The sequence below is a fragment of the Brachybacterium sacelli genome, assembly GCF_017876545.1.
In the GTDB taxonomy this organism is placed as follows: Bacteria; Actinomycetota; Actinomycetes; order Actinomycetales; family Dermabacteraceae; genus Brachybacterium; species Brachybacterium sacelli.
This window is the reverse complement of sequence record NZ_JAGIOD010000002.1, coordinates 1,412,306-1,429,074: the sequence shown is the minus strand read 5'-3', so window position 1 is coordinate 1,429,074 and position 16,769 is coordinate 1,412,306. Positions and strand designations below refer to the sequence as shown.

Here is a 16,769-nt window from a genome sequence, read left to right as displayed (position 1 = left end):
TCGGGGCATCGGCGGGGCGATCAGCTCGCGGCCCGGGAGGCCAGGAAGGTCAGCAGGAGTTTGCGCTGGAGGTCGAACATGACCGTGCGCTCGTCCTCCTCCATGTGGTCGTAGCCCAGCAGATGGAGGATGGAGTGGCAGGTCAGCAGCAGCATCTCCTCGACGGCGCTGTGCCCGGCCTCCGCGGCCTGCGCGGCGGCGACGCTCGGGCACAGCACGACGTCGCCGAGCAGGCCCTCGGGCGCGGGGTGCTCGGCGGTCCCGGGCGTCAGCTCGTCCATCGGGAAGCTCATGACGTCGGTGGGGCCGGGAAGGTCGAGCCACTGCACGTGGAGCTTCTCCATCGCCTCCTCGTCGACGAAGAGGATCGACATCTCGGTGGCGGGATGCAGGTGCATCGCGTCCAGGACGAAGCGGGCCAGGTCGACGAACTCGTTCTCGTCGACCTCGGCGGTGGTCTCGTTGCGGATCTCGATGGTCATGAGGAGGACTCTCGTTGCTCGTGATGCCGGGTGGCGGGGCGGTGGCGGGCGTCGCGGTTGCCGCCGGGGCCGATCTCCCACCGGCCGTAGGCCTCGACGATGTCGCTGACCAGCCGGTGGCGGACCACGTCGCGGGCGGAGAGGCGGCAGAAGGAGATGTCGTCGATCCCGCCGAGCACCTGCTCGACCACCTGCAGCCCGCTCTTCTGCGAACCCGGCAGGTCGACCTGGGTGACATCGCCGGTGACGACCATCGTGGAGTTGAAGCCCAGACGGGTCAGGAACATCTTCATCTGCTCGGGCGTGGTGTTCTGGGCCTCGTCCAGGATGATGAAGGCATCGTTGAGGGTGCGCCCGCGCATGTACGCCAGCGGGGCGACCTCGATGGTGCCGGCGCCCATCAGGCGCGGGATCGATTCCGGGTCGAGCATGTCGTGCAGCGCGTCGGACAGCGGGCGCAGGTACGGGTCGATCTTCTCGTTGAGGCTGCCGGGCAGGAAGCCCAGCCGCTCCCCCGCCTCCACCGCGGGCCGCGTGAGGATGATCCGGTTGACCTGCTTGCTCAGCAGCTGCTGGACCGCCATGGCGACGGCCAGATAGGTCTTGCCGGTGCCGGCGGGGCCGATCCCGAAGGTGACGGTCGAGGACTCGACCGCATCGATGTACTTCTGCTGGCCCAGCGTCTTGGGGCGGATGCTGCGCCCGCGCGAGGACAGCACGGTGCGCGAGAGCACCTGGTCGAGCTTCTGGTCCGAGGCACGGTCGTCGCCGTAGAGGTTCGCGGCGCGCTGGACGGCCTCGGCCGTGACGGCCTGGCCGGTGCCGGCCAGCTCGATGAGGCTGCGCATGATGTGCTCGCTGCGCCGCAGGGCGTCGTCGGTGCCGCGCAGCGTGACCTCATGGCCCCGCACATGAACGTCTGTGTCGGGCACCGCGTCCTCGAGAGCGGCCAGCGCCTGGTCGTTCTCGCCGAGCACCTGGAAGGGGCTCAGGTGGTCAGGGATCGCCAGCTTCCGCTCGTGCACCTCGGGGGTGCGGCCGGGCGTCGGGGTGAGGGCATCAGCCAAGATCCGTCACATCTCTCCTTCTGCGAGCGTCCCGCCCGCGAGGACGTGCGCGTGCACGTGGAACACGGTCTGTCCGGCGCTGGGGCCGGTGTTGAAGAGCAACCGGAAGTCGCCGCTGCCCTGGTGAGAGGCGATGTCCCCCGCCACGGTGGCGACATGGGCGAGCAGCTCGGGCTGCTCCGCGAGCTCCCGCACGTCGCGCCGGTGCTCCCGCGGGACCACGAGCACGTGGACGGGAGCCTTCGGGCTGAGGTCCTTGAAGGCGATCACCGTCTCGTCCTCGTACACACGATCCGACGGGATCTCTCCCGCCAGGATCTTGCAGAACACGCAGTCCGGGTCCCGGCGTCCGGTGGCTGTCTCTCCCATACCCCGGAGTCTACGGGAGCGACTCTTCGCACAGCCCGGTTGGGAAGTTCCCTCATGTATGAGAAGTTTTAACCATCATGACGAAGCTCGGAATCATCATCAGCAGCGCCCGCCCCAACCGCGTCGGTGAGAAGGTGGCCCAGTGGGTCGCCGACTCCGCCGGGGAACGGTTCGACCTCGACCTCATCGACCTGCGCGACATCGCACTGCCCTCCTTCGACGAGCCGACCAGCCCGAAGTCCGGCGCGGACAAGACCACCGCGCACGGCCTCAGCTGGGGCGAGCGGATCGGCGCGCTCGACGCCGTGGTCATCCTCACCCCGCAGTACAACGGCTCCTACACGGGCTCGCTGAAGAACGCCGTCGATTTCCTCTACGCCGAGTGGAACGGCCTGCCCACCGTGCTGGTCGGCTACGGCTGGGGCGCGGCGCACGAGGTGCTCCCCCTGCTGGAGGCGCTGATGGGCCGTGTCGGCTCCGATCTCGTGGGCAGCATCGGCCTCGGCTTCCGCGAGGACCTCTCGGTCGAGGGCGAGCTGTTCGTCACCGAGGAGAAGGCCGCCGCGCTCGAGGCCGCCCTCGCCGCGGTCGAGCAGAAGGTCCTCTCCCCCGTCAGCTGACGCGTTCGCGAGCCACCTCAGTGCCCGGGGCTCGCGTAGAACCTCGAGAGGTACCGGAAGACCATCACACCGGCGACGAGGATTAGTGGTCCGGCCAGAGGCGAGATCAGTGCGAACCAGGTGGGCACCACGAGCTCCCCCTCGTGGCCCAGCACGATCGCGGCGGGCAGGTAGGCCATGAACGCCAGTGGGAGCGGGAACGTCAGCAGGTAGGTTCCGGCGGTGCCGAAGATCGTCATGGGGTAGGCCCCGAAGTCCGTCAGCACCCGGTCGATGGTGTCCTTGACCCGCGTCGTCGGCCCCATCCGGAAGTCCAGTCCGGAGATGCCGATCTGCAATCCCGCCTCGACCAGCCCTCCCCCGATCGCCGCGAGCGCCAGGTATGCCACCGCGCCGGCCGTCCAGTCGACGCCGACCTGGGAGGCGGCCACGCCGAGGATCGCCAGCCCGAGCACGAGGTCGCCGAGGGTGCCCGGGTTGAAGAAGCGGGTCAGCAGCTGCATCAGCGGCGAGGCCGGGCGCAGCAGGTAGCGGTCCCAGTCCCCGTCGCGCACGACCTGCGCACTGGCGCGATGCTGGCCGAAGTTGATCGTGCACACCCCGTGCGCGGTCAGCCGCAGCCCGTACAGGAACGCCACCTCGAACACGTCCCAGCCCGCGATGGTGCCGAAGGCGCCCAGCAGCACCCCGATGAAGGCCAGCTGGGTCCCCTGGAGCGCGGCGCTGCCCAGGAACGTCAGCACCAGGTTCACGCGGTGCACCCGCATGCTGCGCCAGGTCGCCCCGAGCAGGATGGCGTAGGTGCGCCAGGGCGGCACCGGGCGGGCGAGGGTGCCTCGTCGCATCGGCCGGGTCCCGGCGCTCGCCTCAGCCACCGAAGATCACCAGGCGTCGCACGGCCCGCCGCCACACCAGGGCGGCGAGGGCGATGAGCACGAGGATCCACAGTGCCTGCAGTCCGATCGCCTGGACGGTGTGCCATCCCGGAGCGCGGTCCACGTAGATCGACAGCGGCACGAAGACCTGCGCGGAGAAGGGCAGCAGGGTGAGCACGCCGGTGAGCCAGTCGGGCATGAACCACAGCGGGATCAGCGCCCCGGAGGAGAACTGGGCGAGCATCCGGTAGATGAGGAACGCGCCGCCCACCTCGAGGGTCCAGAACCCCACCAAGCCGACGGTGAAGTTCACCAGCAGCGCGATGGCGAAGCCCAGTGCCAGGGAGAGGAGGCAGGCCAGGCCCGACAGCCACGTTCCCGGCAGGGCGATCGCGCCCAGCGCGAGACCGACCACGAGCGCGGTGGCAGCGGCCGGCAGCTGGCCGACGGTGCCGCCCACCTGCCGGGCCAAGGCCAGCGGGACGGCGGAGATCGGTCGCATCACGTCGAAGGCGATGGCCCCCGTGCGCAGCCGCCCCAGCATCGAGTCGAAGATGAACGGCTGGAACAGGGTGGTGGTCAGCACCCCGAGCACCGCGTAGGTGATCGCATCGACCTGCGCGACGCCCGCGACGTCGGTGCGCGAGCCGTAGACGGCGCTCCACACCAGGTGCACCAGGATCACCTGGAGCACGCAGCCGACGATCCCGGTCCAGGTGGAGGCGCGGAAGGCGAACTGGGCGCGGGCGGCGTGGGAGATCGAGGCGGAGATCCCGTCGACCAGCAGCCGGCCCTGCGGCCGCTGCACGGCGACGCTCATGCCTTCACGCCCCGGTCGGTGTAGATGCGCCGGATCACGTCCTCCACATTCGGCTCCCGGGAGGCGAGGTCGGTGATCTCCAGGGCGCCGGTGAGGCGCCCGATCGCCGCCGGGGCCGGGAGCTCCGCCGGGTCGAAGCGGAAGGTGGCGCGCAGTTCGTCGCCCGCCGGGACCAGTCGGGTCAGGGCCAGCCCCGCGATGTCGATGTCCTCGGGGACCGCCGGTGCGCTGATGACGATCTCGCGGAAGGGCGCATAGCGGGCGCGGAGGCTGTCGAGACCCCCGTCGTACAGGATCCGCCCCTCGTCGATGATCACCACGCGGTGGGCGAGCTGCTCGACGTCGGCGATGTCGTGCGTGGTCAGCAGCACCGTCGTACCCTCGGTGCGGTTCTGCTCGGCGATGAAGTCGCGGATGCGCGCCTTGGCCACGACGTCGAGGCCGACGGTCGGCTCGTCGAGATAGAGCACCGGTGGGCGGTACAGCATCGCGGCGACGATGTCCCCGCGCATCCGCTGTCCCAGCGACAGGGAGCGCACGGCGGTGTCCAGGAACGGCCCCATCTCCAACAGGTCCACGAAGGTCTCCAGGGAGCGCCGGTAGTCGACGGGATCCAGCCCGTACAGCTTGGCGATCAGCTCGAAGGACTCCCGCAGGGGCAGGTCGGTCCACAGCTGGGTGCGCTGGCCGAAGACGGCGCCGATGCTGCGGGCGTTGGCCCGACGGTCCTTCCACGGCACGATGCCCTCGACCTCGATGTGCCCGGCGGTGGGCACGAGGATGCCGGTGAGCATCTTGATGGTGGTCGACTTCCCCGCCCCGTTCGGACCGAGATAGCCCACGATCTCGCCGTCGTCGATGCGCAGGGAGATGTCGTCCACGGCGCAGGTGGTGACGGTGTCGGTGCTGAAGAAGGACCGCAGCGCGGAGAAGCGGCCCTCGACGCGCTTCGGCCGGGTGAACTCCTTGACCAGGTTCTCGGCGAGGATCATCGGCGGTCGCCGCCCGTCCTGCTCGACGCGGCGCGCAGGCAGTGGCGGGCGTCTGGGCTCATGACGACTGATCCTAGGAGACCGCGAGCGCCCTGTTGCAGGGTTTCAGGAATCCACTGGCAGCGGAGAGCCGCAGTGCAGAGAGCTACGCGCCGTGCCGCGCGCCGCTCAGCCCCAGCGACCCACCAGGCTGCTGAGCACCGCGAGCGCCGCGGGGCCCGCCGTCGAGGAACGCAGCACCTCGGGACCCAGCAGCACGGAGCGGGCCCCGGCTGCGCGGAGGGCCTCGAGCTCGCCCGGATCGATGCCGCCCTCGGGGCCGACGATCACGACGATCTGTTCGACCCCCTGGGGGCTCGCCCCACGCAGTTGCTCGGCGAGGCTCATCAGACCCACCGACTCCTGTTCGTGCAGGACCAGCACGATCGTCTGCTCGGCGCTCATCCCGCCCAGGAGCTCGGCGAGCTGCGCGGTGGTGACGGGCTCGTCGACCGTGGGGATCCCGGGGCGCCGGCACTGCTTGACCGCGGCCCGCACGGTCGCTGCCCATCGGGCGCGGCCCTTGACCAGCTTGTCCCCTCGCCACACCGAGACGGAACGGCGCGCGATCCAGGGCACCACCCGGTCGACGCCGAGCTCGGTGGCGGATTCGGCGGCCTGCTCGTCGCGCCCACCGGTCGCCAGGGCCTGCACCAGCGTGAGGCGCGGCAGTCGCTGGACGGCGGGAGTCGGGACCGACAGCAGGCGCAGGTCCAGAGCCTCCTTGCGGGCGGCGGTGACCTCCGCGAGCACCTGGCGCCCGGGGGCATCGGTGAGCAGGATCTGCTCGCCCACCCCGAGGCGGGCGACCTTCGCGGCGTGCCTGCCCTCCTCCCCGGCCAGGGTCAGGCTCTCGCCCTCGCGCGCGCCGGCGAGGGCGTCGTCGAGGACCAGGAACCCGGGCGGGGTGGTGGGCATCTCAGGGCTGCTGCGCTCAGAGGTCGCGCAGGCGGTCGCGGAGCTTGGAGAAGGGTCCGTGGCCCTTGCGCCGGGTGGTCTCGTCGCCGCGCAGCGCCGCGAGCTGCTGGAGCAGGTCGCGCTCCTCCTCGCTGAGCGAGGTGGGCACGTCGACATCGAGGACCACACGGATGTCACCGCGGCGCTCACGCCGCAGCGGGGTCACGCCGAGACCCTTCAGGCTGACCTCGTCCCCGGGCTGTGAACCGGGCTTCACGTCGATCTCCTGGGTGCCGTCGAAGGTCTCCAGCGGGATCGTCGCACCGAGCGCGGCGGAGGTCATCGGCACCGCCATGGTGATCACGAGGTCCTCGCCGTCGCGCTCGAACACCTCGTGATCGGTGACGGCGAGCTCGACGAACAGGTCACCGGAGGGACCGCCGGCCTCGCCGACCTCGCCCTCCCCCCGCAGCTGGATGCGGGTGCCGTTCTCGACGCCGGAGGGGATCTTCACGGTGACGCTGCGCTCCGAGGGGGTGCGGCCGTGGCCGGAGCAGCTGGTGCAGGGGTTCTCGATGACGTCGCCGTGGCCCTCGCAGGTGGGGCACGGGGCCATGGTCACCATCTGTCCCAGCAGGGACTGGGCGACGCGCTGGACGTGGCCCGAGCCGTTGCACGCGCTGCAGCGGGTGGGGCTGGTGCCGGGCTCGCAGCAGGAGCCGTCGCAGCGCTCGCAGCTCACGGCCGTGCGGAAGGTGACCTCCTGCTCGGTGCCGAAGACGACGTCACGCAGGTCGATCTTGACCCGGCGCAGCACGTCGCCCCCGCGGCGCTGGCGGGGCACCGGACCCTGGCCCCGGCCACCGCGCATGCCCGCCGCCCCGGCGAACATGTCGAAGATGTCGTTGACGTCGAAGCCGGCACCGCCGCCGAAGCCGCCGAAACCGCCTCCGCCCATGCCCGGGCCGCCGCCCATGTCGTACTGGCGGCGCTTGTCGGCGTTCGCGAGGGTCTCGTAGGCCTGGGAGACCTTCTTGAACTTCTCCGCGGCCTCCGGATCGGGGTTCACGTCCGGGTGCAGCGTCCGGGCGAGCTTCCGGTACGCCTTCTTGATCTCCTCGGTGGAGGCGTCGCGGGAGACGCCGAGGAGCTCGTAGTAGTCGTCGTTCACGGTGAGGGTTCCTTACCGGGGAGTCGGAGTGGCCGGGCCGCGGCGGGCGGCATCGGGCACGGGGTGGCGAGGGCTGGCGGGTGGACGCGGCTGGGCACGCGCCGGGAGGTCATTCGAGGTAGCGGGACACGTAGCGGGCGATGGCCTGGACGGTCGAGATGCCGGCGGCATAGTCCATGCGGCTGGGGCCGAGGATCGCCAGGTGCGAGCCCGCACCGTATCCGGCGCCCACGAGCGCGGCCTGGTGCAGCGCCCGGTCGTGCAGCTCCGAGCCGATCCGCACCTCGACGGAGCCTGGTGAGGCGTGCATCTCGGTGAACAGGCGCATCAGCACCAGCTGCTCCTCGAGCACGTCCAGCAGGGGCTCCACGTTCCGTGCGAAGTCCTCGGCGGAGCGGGCGATGTTGGCGGTCCCGGCCAGCATGATCCGGTCCTCCGCCCGCGTGGCCGCCAGGGAGACGAGGGCGTCGGCCACCTCCTGAACCGCGGCACGGTCCGCCGGCGGGATGGTCTCGAGCAGATCGTTCACCGGCGCCGTGAGGTCGGTGACCTCCCGCCCGGAGATGGCCCGGTTGAGCTGGTCGCGCAGGTCGACGTAGTACTCGGCCGGCTGAGCGGCGAACACCGGGACGGTGCGCTGGTCGACCCGCCCGGCTTCCGTGATCAACACCACCAGGAGCAGGGAGTCGGCGACCTTGACCAGCTCGACGTGGCGGATCCGGGCCTGGCGTCGGGCCGGGTACTGCACCATCGCGACCTGCTGGGTGAGCTGGGCCATCAGGCGCACGGTGCGGCCGAGGAGCTCCTCGACGTCACCGGAGTCCTCCAGCAGGGTGCCGATGGCGCGGCGCTCGGGGGCCGAGAGCGGCTTGACGGTCGCCACGTGGTCGACGAAGGCGCGATAGCCCTTGTCGGTGGGGATGCGACCGGCCGAGGTGTGCGGCTGATGGATCAGCCCCTCCTCCTCGAGCGACGACATGTCGTTGCGCACGGTGGCGGCGGAGACCCCCAGCTCATGGCGGTCGAGCAGGGACTTGGAGCCGACGGGCTCACGGGTGGAGACGTAGTCCTCGACGATCGCACCGAGGATCTGCAGCTTCCGGGCGTCCGTGTCCCTCACCTCCTGCGTTCCGTGCGTACCTGTCGTCCGGGGGCCGACGGGCGTGACCAGCGTCGCGATCGCGACGGCTGGCACCCGCACGTGCCGAGTGCCAATCCTACGCGCCTCCGGCGATGCTCGCGGGGAGGTGTTCGCCACGCGGGTAAGGTGTCGCGCGTGCCTGCACCCTCCGATCGCTTCCCCGACCGGTACGGCCGCGACGTGCTGTCCGCCGGTCCGCCCACCCATCATCGCCGCCGCCCCGCGGCCCGCGAGGTGCCCGCCCAGCGGGACCTTGTCGTCGAGGAGGCCTCGACCGGCTTCACCGGCGCGATCACCCGCGTGGAGAAGATCGCCGGCGAGCTGGTCGTCGAGCTCGACGACGGGCGCGGCAAGCGCCGCACCTTCCCGCTCGGCCCGGGCTTCATGATCGACGGGAAGCCCGTCCTGCTCACCCGCCCGGCGCCGCGTGCGCAGGCCCCGGTCCGCAAGCGCTCCGCGAGCGGCTCGGTCTACGTCGAGGGGGCGAGGGCGCGTACCGCCCGCGCCTCCCGGATCTGGGTCGAGGGCACCCACGACGCCGAGCTGGTCCAGAAGGTGTGGGGTCACGACCTGCGCCTCGAGGGCATCGTGGTCGAGCAGCTCGAAGGCGCCGACAACCTCGTCGAACGGGTCCAGGACTTCGCCCCGTCGGCCGGGCGGCGCCTCGGCATCCTGGTCGACCACCTGGTCCCCGGGTCCAAGGAGTCGCGCATCGCCGCCGAGGTCATGAAGCTGCCCGGCGCCCGTGGCAATGTCACGGTGCTGGGGCACCCCTACGTCGACGTGTGGCAGGCCGTGCGGCCGGCCCGCGTCGGACTGACGGCCTGGCCGCACATCCCCAAGGGCACCGACATCAAGGTCGGCTCGCTGGCGGCACTGGGCTGGCCCCATGCGGACAAGGCCGATGTGGGCATCGGCTGGCAGCGGATCCTGTCCACCGTCCGCTCCTACGCGGACGTCGAGCCCTCGCTGTCCGGGCGCATCGAGGAGCTCATCGACTTCGTGACGGTCGACCCGTCCTGACCTCCGTCGGGAAGGCAGCGGAGGTCATCTCGAGGCGATCCGCTGAACGTCCTCCTCGGTGAGGTCGAGGTAACCCACGAGGACGGGATCGAGGTATTCCTCGCGCCTCGCCCCTCCCTCGTCCACGGTCAGTGTGGGACTGAACGCGAAGAGATCGTAGGAGTCATCGACTTCGAGGGTGAAGGTCACCGTGCCCTCTCCGCCCTCCGCGAAGTCGGCGCGGACGTCGCGCGCGGCCAACCCCGCAGTGCCCGTGTCGACCCCCGTCACCTGAGCCTCGGTCCCCGAGGCGCTCCGGAGACCGAGGACGACCTCCCCGCCCCCGGGGAGGCTCGCTGGATACTCACCCGAGCTCTCGAAGGTCGGTCGGGACTCCGGCCGGTGCATCCGCCAGTCGCCGACGTCATGGGGTACTGCCTCCCCACCCTCGTCGACCACGACACGCACCGTCCTGAGGTCGAAGTCGTTCACATCGCTCGGGATGCTCACGGCTAGGGTTCCGGCGCGCAGCCCACCCTTGTCCGTTCCGGGGATGATCTCCGCGGCGTCCCCCGCGATCGCCGCCCTCCGGCGCGTCATTGACCACCACCAGCTCGTGGATCCCCGACCAGACGGGATCGCGCGTCGGGGCGACAACGATCAGGTTGGCGGTCGCGGCATCGCCGCTGGTGATGCCCACGTTCCCGGAGAGCCGCGCGAAGCGCATCCGTGAGGATCGTGGGGCGTCGGACCCGCAGCCGCTGGTACCGAGCACAGCGGCGGCCCCCAGGACGAGGGCCGCGCGGCGAGTTGCTCGTCCGTCCATGATCACTGCGTCCCCTCACCGAAGCCCGCGGGGGGGTTCACACGATCTTCGCCGGAATTGTTCAGACGGTGACCATAGATGCTGTTCAGAGCAGCGTCAAGGCGTCGTAGCGCATCACCGCGTTCCGAGCGTCTGGGGGAAATCCCCCGCCCGACATGGCGGTCCGCCACGGCGACGCCGGGGATCGAGCTGGCTAGGCTGGAGCCATCAGCCAGACGCCGGCCCTCCGGTCGGCCCTCTCGAAGAAGGAACCATGAGCCAGACTCCGCATCCGCACGATCCGTACGGCTCCGAGCCCGGCGACTCCGCGCCCGAGCAGCAGTCCCCGGGCTGGACCGCCGCACCCCAGGACGTCTCCGGTCAGCAGGGCGAGGCCGAGCAGGACCAGGCCAGCCCGACCTCTGACCCGGCGCTGCACCCCCACGACCCCTACGCCTACGATCCGCCCGCCCCGCAGGACGGCAGCGCTCCCGAGGCCGGGGGCCACACCGACGGATCCCCGTCGGCCGGCCCGGACCCCTACGGCGCCGCCCCCGGCCAGCAGAGCGCCTCGGGCTATCCCGGCCAGCCCGGACACCAGGGCCCCTACGGCGGCAGCCAGGACGCGTACGCCGCCCCCGGCCCTGTCGACCTCAACACTCCCCCGGCCGGCTTCAAGGGCATCTACGAGGGCTCGCTGTCCGGCCAGGGGATGAAGGACTCCGACGCGAAGACCTGGGCGCTCGTGGTGCACCTGGCCGCGCTGCTGCAGTTCATCATCCCGTTCGTGGGCGGGCTCATCGCTCAGATCGTGCTGTTCGTGCTGTTCAAGGGCCGTCACCGCTTCGTGCGCTACAACGCGGCGGAGGCGCTCAACGGCACCCTGGCCGCGCTGATCATCTCGCTCGCGATGGGCGCGGTGTTCACGGTCATCACCATCGTCACCTTCGGCATCGGGGCCTTCCTGTTCGGACTCATGTTCCTGCCGACGCTGGTGCAGGCGATCTTCGCCATCATCGGCGCCGTCAAGGCCTACCAGGGCGAATGGTGGAACTATCCGGCGAACCTGCGCCTGGTGAAGTGACCTCAGCGGCCTGCAGGCCGTGAACGGAGCGCCCCCGGAGATCCGCGTGATCTCCGGGGGCGCTCCGCTGCCGTCGGTCCTCACATCCAGGTCACGCCCCGCTGCTCGAACTCCTCGATCCGGTGGGCGATGAGGCGCCGCAGCAGCGCGCGAGGGAGGGGATCGCCGTAGGGCAGCTTGACGCTGCCCTTGCCGGTCTCGAGATCCGTCAGCTCGTCCTCGAAGGCCTCCTTCGTGCTCGGCGTGACGGTGAAGTTCGCGTGGTGCTTGTGGGCGCTGTAGACGAACAGGATCGTGCCCCGGGCGTGCAGATGTGCCGGGCAGCCCCATTTGATCGCCTCGGTGGCCGTCGGGGCGGCCTCGCGGCTGAGGTCGCGCAGCTCGCCCAGCAGCGTCGCGGCGGGCTCGTCGAGACCGGCGACGTACTGGTCGATCGTGATGGGCTTCGTCATGGCTCCATTCTGACCAGCACGGAACCCGCTGTCGAGCGCTCGCGGGGGTCAGGGCACGAGGTCACGGATCACCGCGTCGGCCAGCAGCCGGCCGCGGCGCGTCAGCACCGCCCGCCCGGCGGCGAGAGCCGCGGGATCGAGGTGCCCGCGTTCGCGGTGGACCTCGAGCATCCCGCGGGTCTGCTCGGGGACGGTCTCGACGGGGAGCCCGTCGGCGATCCGCAGCTCGAGCATGATCCGCTCGACCCGGCGATCCTCGGCGGGGACCTGCTCGGAATCGGCGACGGGGAGCGTGCCCTCGGCCAGGGTCCTCGCGTACCTGCTGGGGTGCTTCACGTTCCAGGAGCGCAGGCCGTCGCGGTGGCGGTGGGCGCCTGGTCCGATCCCCCACCAGTCCCCGCCCCGCCAGTAGGCGAGGTTGTGCCGGGAGCGCTGCTGCGGGGTGCGTGCCCAGTTGGAGACCTCGTACCAGGACAGGCCGTCGGCGGTGGCGAGGTCCTCGATCAGCTCGTACTTGTCGGCCATGTCGTCGGGGTCGGGGGCCTCGAGCTCGCCGCGACGCAGCTGACGGGCCATCGCGGTATTGCCCTCGATGATCAGGGAGTAGGCCGACATGTGGTCGACGCCGCAGGCCAGGGCCGACTTCACGGAGGTCTCCACGTCGGCGAGGGTCTCCCCCGGCGTGCCGTAGATCAGGTCCAGGCTCACGTCGAGGCCCGCCTCGCGGGCCCAGGCCACGGCCTGCGGGACCCGTTCGGGGTCGTGGGTGCGGTCCAGGGTGGCCAGCACCGAGCGCACGGCGGACTGCATGCCGAAGGAGACGCGGGTGATGCCGCCGTCGGCGAGGCGGGACAGGGACGCGCGGCTGACGGAGTCGGGATTCGCCTCGGTGGTGACCTCCGCGTCCTCGGCCAGCGGGATCAGCGTGCGCAGGTGCGAGAGCATCGCGACGAGGTCGTCGGCGGGCAGCAGGGTCGGGGTGCCGCCGCCGAAGAAGACGGTCGAGACCCGGTCGTAGTCGTACCCGGCGGCGCGGTCGTCCGCGAGCGTCAGGTCCATCTCCGCCATGGCGTTGCGGGGATACTCGGCCTGTGAGCCGCCGCCGCCGAGCTCGGTCGCGGTGTAGGTGTTGAAGTCGCAGTACCCGCAGCGCACGGCGCAGAAGGGGACGTGGATGTAGACGGAGAGATTCCGGCCGGAGGCCATCGCGATATTCACAGCCCCATCCCCAATCCGAGGCCGCGGCCGGTGGAGCGCAGGCGCTCCGGGAACTCCGCCTCCTCACCGGCGCGTCGCAGCACGGTCCGCGCGCTGCCCACCAGCGAGTCGTACAGCACGGTGCCGCCCGTCTCGGCCCAGTCCAGCAGTGCCCGGGCCTGAGCCGCGTCGAGCCCGCGGAAGGCGTCGCCGATGGTGACGCCGTGGGCGGGGCGCTCGAGCACCTCGATCTCGTCACCGGCGCTCACCTCGCCCTCGACCAGCACCCGGAAGTAGGCGCCGCAGCGGCCGGCGCCGGTGAAGCTGCGGCCCCAGCGCCGGTCCCCCATCCAGGCGGCGAAGGTGCCGCAGGGGTTGCGGGGGCAGGTGGCCTCGAGCTCGGCGGTGCCGAGCCGCCAGCGCTCCCCGATCACGGTCTCGTCGGTGTCCTGCCCGGCGGTGACCAGGTTCTCGCCGAAGAACCCCTCGGGCAGCTCCTGCTCCAGCGCGGCGGCGAAAGCCTCGCGGACCTCGCCGGAGAAAGCGTAGACGGCCTTGAAGATCCCGCCGTGGTGCTCACGATCGCCCTGGACGTCGCCGAGCACTCCGTGGGTGAGCAGGCGGAGCGGCCCGTCGACGGGGCGCTTGTCGATCCCGCTCATCAGGCCGCGGTCCGGCACCGGGAACAGCTGGGCGACGCTGCAGACCGCCGCGACCCGGCCCGGGCCGTCCGCGATGCGCACAGCGAGGTCCCCGAGCGGTCGCGGAGCGGACTCGGCCAGCGGTCCGGGGGCGGCGACAGGGGCTGTCACTTCTTCTTGCTGTCCTTGGGCATGTCGCCCTCGTCGGAGGAGAGCGCGGCGATGAAGGCCTCCTGCGGCACCTCGACGGAGCCGATGTTCTTCATGCGCTTCTTGCCCTCCTTCTGCTTCTCCAGCAGCTTGCGCTTGCGGGAGATGTCGCCGCCGTAGCACTTCGACAGCACGTCCTTGCGCATGGCGCGGATGTTCTCGCGGGCGATGATGCGGGCCCCGATCGCGGCCTGGATCGGCACCTCGAACTGCTGGCGCGGGATCAGCTTCTTCAGCTTCCCGGCCATCTCGACTCCGTAGCCGTAGGCCTTGTCGCGGTGGACGATCGCGCTGAAGGCGTCGACCGGCTCGCCCTGCAGGAGCATGTCGACCTTCACGAGGTCGGCGGTCTGAGAGCCGGAGACGTCGTAGTCGAGGGAGGCGTAGCCGCGGGTGCGGGACTTCAGCTGGTCGAAGAAGTCGAAGACGATCTCCGCCAGCGGCAGGGTGTAGCGCAGCTCGACGCGATCCTCGCTGAGGTAGTCCATGCCGCCGAGATTGCCGCGCTTGGACTGGCACAGCTCCATGACGGCGCCGATGAACTCGCTGGGCACCAGGATGGTGGCCTTGGTGATCGGTTCCGTGATCGAGTCGACCTTCCCCTCGGGGAAGTCGGAGGGGTTCATGACCTCGACCTCGGTGCCGTCCTCCATCGTCACCTGGTAGACCACGCTGGGGGCGGTGGAGATCAGGGAGAGGTCGAACTCGCGCTCGAGGCGCTCGCGGATGATCTCCAGGTGCAGCAGGCCCAGGAAGCCGACGCGGAAGCCGAAGCCGAGCGCGGTGGAGGTCTCCGGCTCGTAGTTCAGGGCGGCGTCGTTGAGCTTGAGCTTGTCGAGGGCGTCGCGCAGGATCGGGTAGTCCGAGCCGTCGATCGGGAACAGGCCGGAGTACACCATCGGCTTGGGCTCGGAGTAGCCCGGCAGCGGCTCGTCGGCGCCGCGCACCGAGGTGGTGATCGTGTCGCCGACCTTGGACTGGCGCACGTCCTTCACGCCGGTGATCAGGTAGCCGACCTCGCCGGGGCCGATGCCCGGGGTGCGGTGCGGCTCCGGGGAGCTGACCCCGATCTCGAGCAGCTCGTGGTGGGCGCCCGTGGACATCATGTCGATGCGGTCGCGCGACTTCAGGTACCCGTCGACGACGCGGATGTAGGTGACCACTCCGCGATAGGTGTCGTACACGGAGTCGAAGATCATCGCGCGGCAGGGGGCGTCCGGTTCACCCACGGGCTCCGGGAGCGTGTTGACGACGTGGTCCAGCAATGACTCGACGCCGAGACCGGTCTTGCCGGAGACGCGCAGCACATCGTCGGGATCCACGCCCACCAGCTGCCCGATCTCGGCCGCGTACCGTTCGGGCTCCGCCCCGGGGAGGTCGATCTTGTTGAGCACGGGGATGATCGTGAGGTCGTGCTCCATGGCGAGGTAGAGGTTCGCCAGCGTCTGCGCCTCGATGCCCTGGGCGGCGTCGACCAGCAGGATCGCCCCCTCGCAGGCGGCGAGGGAGCGGGATACCTCGTAGGTGAAGTCGACGTGCCCGGGGGTGTCGATCATGTTCAGGGCGTAGTTCGTGCCCTCGACCTGCCAGGGCATGCGCACGGCCTGGCTCTTGACGGTGATGCCGCGCTCGCGCTCGATGTCCATGCGGTCCAGGTACTGGGCGCGCATGGCGCGCGCCTCGACGACCCCGGTGATCTGCAGCATGCGGTCGGCCAGCGTGGACTTGCCGTGGTCGATGTGCGCGATGATGCAGAAGTTGCGCAGGCGTTCCTGGGGTGTCGACGCGGGAAGGATGTCCCGGGCCTCGTCGGCCGCGATCCTCGGGCTCACCGGCTTTCGTCCTCTCGTCGATGTGGGCCGCCGCGCACGAGCACGGGGCATCGATCCATCTTCTCACGGGGGCAGCTCCCGGACCCATTCGGCCCCGGTCGACGGGCCGACGTCACACGCTCGGGTGCCTCACCCCAGCGCCAGGGCGACGGCCAGGACGGCGGGCATGCTCAGCAGGGAGCTGAGGAACACCACGTCCCGCGCCAGCGAGGGTCGCAGATGGAACCGGGTGGCGAACAGGAAGACGTTCTGGGCGGACGGCAGGGCCGCCATCACGACCACCCCGAACAGCTCCGTGCCGTCCACCCCGAACAGGAAGCGGGCGAGTGCCCAGGCGGCCACGGGCATCACGGTCAGCTTCACCGCCGTGGCGAGCAGGACGTCGACCCGCATCTCCCGGTCGCCCAGCGGCTTCTGCCCCACCAGGCTCATCCCGAACACCAGCAGCAGCAGGGGGACCGAGGCGTGGCCCAGCATCTCGACCGGGGTCCACAACACCGCCGGCAGCGAGAGCCCGGACAGCGACAGCAGCGCGCCGGCTGCGGTGGCGATGGTGACCGGATTGGCGAGCGACCGCAGGACGGTCCCCCAGGTCGGTGCTCCCGCTGTCGGGCCGGAGTCGGGGCCGCACCAGGCGAACAGGGTGAGGTAGACCGGCGCGATCACCAGCAGCTGGGCCAGCAGCACGGCGACGACCGGGTCGGTGCTGCCCACCGCGTAGATCGCGATCGGCACCCCGATGTTGCCCGCGTTGACGTAGGAGGACGCCATGGCGCCGCCGGCCGTCGGCGCCGCCGGACGCCGCAGCACGAGACGACTGACCAGTGCATAGGACCCGCCGGTCACCGCCGCGGTGAGCAGGGCGATCGGGGTGAAGACACCGGCGATGGCGACCAGGTCGGCATCCGAGATCAGCACCAGCATCAGGGCCGGATTGGTCACGTAGTAGATGGCGGGCTGCAGCCCGCGCTCCATCTCCGGAGCCCGTCCCGGCAGCAGCGCAGCCGCGCCCGCGCCGATCCCGGCCAGCACCAGGACGATGCCGAAGCCGAGCAGGACTCCGCTCACGCGGC

General features: G+C 70.8%; 18 protein-coding genes. 3 read left to right on the top strand and 15 right to left on the bottom strand.

Annotated elements, in window-relative coordinates; translation table 11 throughout:
• Window positions 1-20 precede the first annotated feature (20 nt).
• The 3 genes from ybeY to JOF43_RS20885 are packed head-to-tail and all read right to left on the bottom strand — an operon-like array spanning window position 21 to window position 1,918.
• The gene (gene ybeY / locus JOF43_RS20895) at window positions 21-482 is read right to left on the bottom strand and encodes an rRNA maturation RNase YbeY (protein ID WP_209905062.1); all 462 of its coding nucleotides are present in this window, start codon (window positions 480-482) and stop codon (window positions 21-23) included.
• On the bottom strand, window positions 479-1,549 hold the full coding sequence (locus JOF43_RS20890) for a PhoH family protein (RefSeq protein ID WP_209905061.1): 1,071 nt from the start codon (window positions 1,547-1,549) through the stop codon (window positions 479-481). The genes ybeY and JOF43_RS20890 overlap by 4 nt, the downstream gene beginning before the upstream one ends.
• Before the next feature lie 6 nt (window positions 1,550-1,555).
• Window positions 1,556-1,918, bottom strand: coding sequence for a histidine triad nucleotide-binding protein (locus JOF43_RS20885; protein ID WP_209905060.1), 363 nt, complete (start codon window positions 1,916-1,918; stop codon window positions 1,556-1,558).
• 77 nt (window positions 1,919-1,995) lie between these two features.
• On the opposite strand from JOF43_RS20885, the gene JOF43_RS20880 reads away from it, so the two are divergent.
• The gene (locus JOF43_RS20880; protein ID WP_209905059.1) at window positions 1,996-2,538 is read left to right on the top strand and encodes an NADPH-dependent FMN reductase; all 543 of its coding nucleotides are present in this window, start codon (window positions 1,996-1,998) and stop codon (window positions 2,536-2,538) included.
• Window positions 2,539-2,555: 17 nt separating this feature from the next.
• On the opposite strand, the gene JOF43_RS20875 is transcribed toward JOF43_RS20880, so the two are convergent.
• The 6 genes from JOF43_RS20875 to hrcA all read right to left on the bottom strand — a co-directional run bounded on the left by JOF43_RS20875 (window position 2,556) and on the right by hrcA (window position 8,452).
• Window positions 2,556-3,383 (bottom strand): ABC transporter permease, encoded by an 828-nt coding sequence (locus tag JOF43_RS20875; protein ID WP_209905058.1) that lies wholly within the window; start codon window positions 3,381-3,383, stop codon window positions 2,556-2,558.
• Window positions 3,384-3,405: 22 nt separating this feature from the next.
• Complete coding sequence (locus tag JOF43_RS20870) at window positions 3,406-4,233, bottom strand: ABC transporter permease (RefSeq protein WP_209905057.1); 828 nt, start codon at window positions 4,231-4,233, stop codon at window positions 3,406-3,408.
• A complete protein-coding gene (locus JOF43_RS20865; RefSeq protein WP_209905056.1) occupies window positions 4,230-5,225 on the bottom strand; it encodes an ABC transporter ATP-binding protein in 996 nt (331 codons plus the stop codon). Before JOF43_RS20865 ends, JOF43_RS20870 begins: the two co-directional genes overlap by 4 nt.
• A gap of 168 nt (window positions 5,226-5,393) precedes the next feature.
• Window positions 5,394-6,182, bottom strand: a complete 789-nt coding sequence (locus tag JOF43_RS20860; RefSeq protein ID WP_209905055.1) for a 16S rRNA (uracil(1498)-N(3))-methyltransferase — start codon at window positions 6,180-6,182, stop codon at window positions 5,394-5,396.
• A 16-nt stretch (window positions 6,183-6,198) separates the two neighbouring features.
• Entirely contained in the window at window positions 6,199-7,332 is a 1,134-nt protein-coding gene (gene dnaJ, locus JOF43_RS20855) for a molecular chaperone DnaJ (protein ID WP_209905054.1), read from the bottom strand.
• A gap of 109 nt (window positions 7,333-7,441) precedes the next feature.
• Window positions 7,442-8,452 carry a heat-inducible transcriptional repressor HrcA gene (gene hrcA, locus JOF43_RS20850; RefSeq protein ID WP_209905053.1) on the bottom strand — a complete coding sequence of 337 codons (1,011 nt, stop codon included), beginning with the start codon at window positions 8,450-8,452 and terminating at the stop codon, window positions 7,442-7,444.
• A 147-nt stretch (window positions 8,453-8,599) separates the two neighbouring features.
• Between hrcA and JOF43_RS20845 the strand changes: the two genes are divergently transcribed.
• A complete protein-coding gene (locus tag JOF43_RS20845) occupies window positions 8,600-9,496 on the top strand; it encodes a DUF3097 domain-containing protein (RefSeq protein ID WP_209905052.1) in 897 nt (298 codons plus the stop codon).
• 24 nt (window positions 9,497-9,520) lie between these two features.
• Here the strand turns inward: JOF43_RS20845 and JOF43_RS20840 are convergent, their stop codons facing one another.
• Window positions 9,521-10,075, bottom strand: a complete 555-nt coding sequence (locus tag JOF43_RS20840; protein WP_209905051.1) for a hypothetical protein — start codon at window positions 10,073-10,075, stop codon at window positions 9,521-9,523.
• A gap of 479 nt (window positions 10,076-10,554) precedes the next feature.
• On the opposite strand from JOF43_RS20840, the gene JOF43_RS20835 reads away from it, so the two are divergent.
• Window positions 10,555-11,364, top strand: a complete 810-nt coding sequence (locus tag JOF43_RS20835) for a DUF4870 domain-containing protein (protein ID WP_209905050.1) — start codon at window positions 10,555-10,557, stop codon at window positions 11,362-11,364.
• Window positions 11,365-11,444: 80 nt separating this feature from the next.
• Here JOF43_RS20835 and JOF43_RS20830 read toward each other — a convergent pair whose 3' ends face one another.
• From JOF43_RS20830 to JOF43_RS20810, 5 genes are all read right to left on the bottom strand, one after another.
• Complete coding sequence (locus JOF43_RS20830) at window positions 11,445-11,816, bottom strand: iron chaperone (RefSeq protein ID WP_209905049.1); 372 nt, start codon at window positions 11,814-11,816, stop codon at window positions 11,445-11,447.
• A 48-nt stretch (window positions 11,817-11,864) separates the two neighbouring features.
• Window positions 11,865-13,022: a radical SAM family heme chaperone HemW gene (hemW, locus tag JOF43_RS20825; RefSeq protein WP_209905428.1), complete on the bottom strand. Its 1,158-nt coding sequence runs from the start codon at window positions 13,020-13,022 to the stop codon at window positions 11,865-11,867.
• 8 nt (window positions 13,023-13,030) lie between these two features.
• The gene (locus tag JOF43_RS20820; protein ID WP_342592248.1) at window positions 13,031-13,825 is read right to left on the bottom strand and encodes an MOSC domain-containing protein; all 795 of its coding nucleotides are present in this window, start codon (window positions 13,823-13,825) and stop codon (window positions 13,031-13,033) included.
• The gene (gene lepA, locus JOF43_RS20815; protein ID WP_245354640.1) at window positions 13,822-15,747 is read right to left on the bottom strand and encodes a translation elongation factor 4; all 1,926 of its coding nucleotides are present in this window, start codon (window positions 15,745-15,747) and stop codon (window positions 13,822-13,824) included. Before lepA ends, JOF43_RS20820 begins: the two co-directional genes overlap by 4 nt.
• 78 nt (window positions 15,748-15,825) lie before the next feature.
• On the bottom strand, window positions 15,826-16,764 hold the full coding sequence (locus JOF43_RS20810) for an AEC family transporter (protein WP_209905047.1): 939 nt from the start codon (window positions 16,762-16,764) through the stop codon (window positions 15,826-15,828).
• Window positions 16,765-16,769: the final 5 nt, after the last annotated feature.

Bases quoted from the DNA above. Each gene is read 5' to 3' on its own strand.
- ybeY (WP_209905062.1), bottom strand. From the start codon at position 482: ATGACCATCGAGATCCGCAACGAGACCACCGCCGAGGTCGACGAGAAC.
- JOF43_RS20885 (WP_209905060.1), bottom strand. From the start codon at position 1,918: ATGGGAGAGACAGCCACCGGACGCCGGGACCCGGACTGCGTGTTCTGC.
- JOF43_RS20880 (WP_209905059.1), top strand. From the start codon at position 1,996: ATGACGAAGCTCGGAATCATCATCAGCAGCGCCCGCCCCAACCGCGTC.
- JOF43_RS20875 (WP_209905058.1), bottom strand. From the start codon at position 3,383: ATGCGACGAGGCACCCTCGCCCGCCCGGTGCCGCCCTGGCGCACCTAC.
- JOF43_RS20870 (WP_209905057.1), bottom strand. From the start codon at position 4,233: ATGAGCGTCGCCGTGCAGCGGCCGCAGGGCCGGCTGCTGGTCGACGGG.
- JOF43_RS20865 (WP_209905056.1), bottom strand. From the start codon at position 5,225: ATGATCCTCGCCGAGAACCTGGTCAAGGAGTTCACCCGGCCGAAGCGC.
- JOF43_RS20860 (WP_209905055.1), bottom strand. From the start codon at position 6,182: ATGCCCACCACCCCGCCCGGGTTCCTGGTCCTCGACGACGCCCTCGCC.
- JOF43_RS20840 (WP_209905051.1), bottom strand. From the start codon at position 10,075: ATGACGCGCCGGAGGGCGGCGATCGCGGGGGACGCCGCGGAGATCATC.
- JOF43_RS20835 (WP_209905050.1), top strand. From the start codon at position 10,555: ATGAGCCAGACTCCGCATCCGCACGATCCGTACGGCTCCGAGCCCGGC.
- JOF43_RS20830 (WP_209905049.1), bottom strand. From the start codon at position 11,816: ATGACGAAGCCCATCACGATCGACCAGTACGTCGCCGGTCTCGACGAG.
- hemW (WP_209905428.1), bottom strand. From the start codon at position 13,022: ATGGCCTCCGGCCGGAATCTCTCCGTCTACATCCACGTCCCCTTCTGC.
- lepA (WP_245354640.1), bottom strand. From the start codon at position 15,747: ATGCCCCGTGCTCGTGCGCGGCGGCCCACATCGACGAGAGGACGAAAG.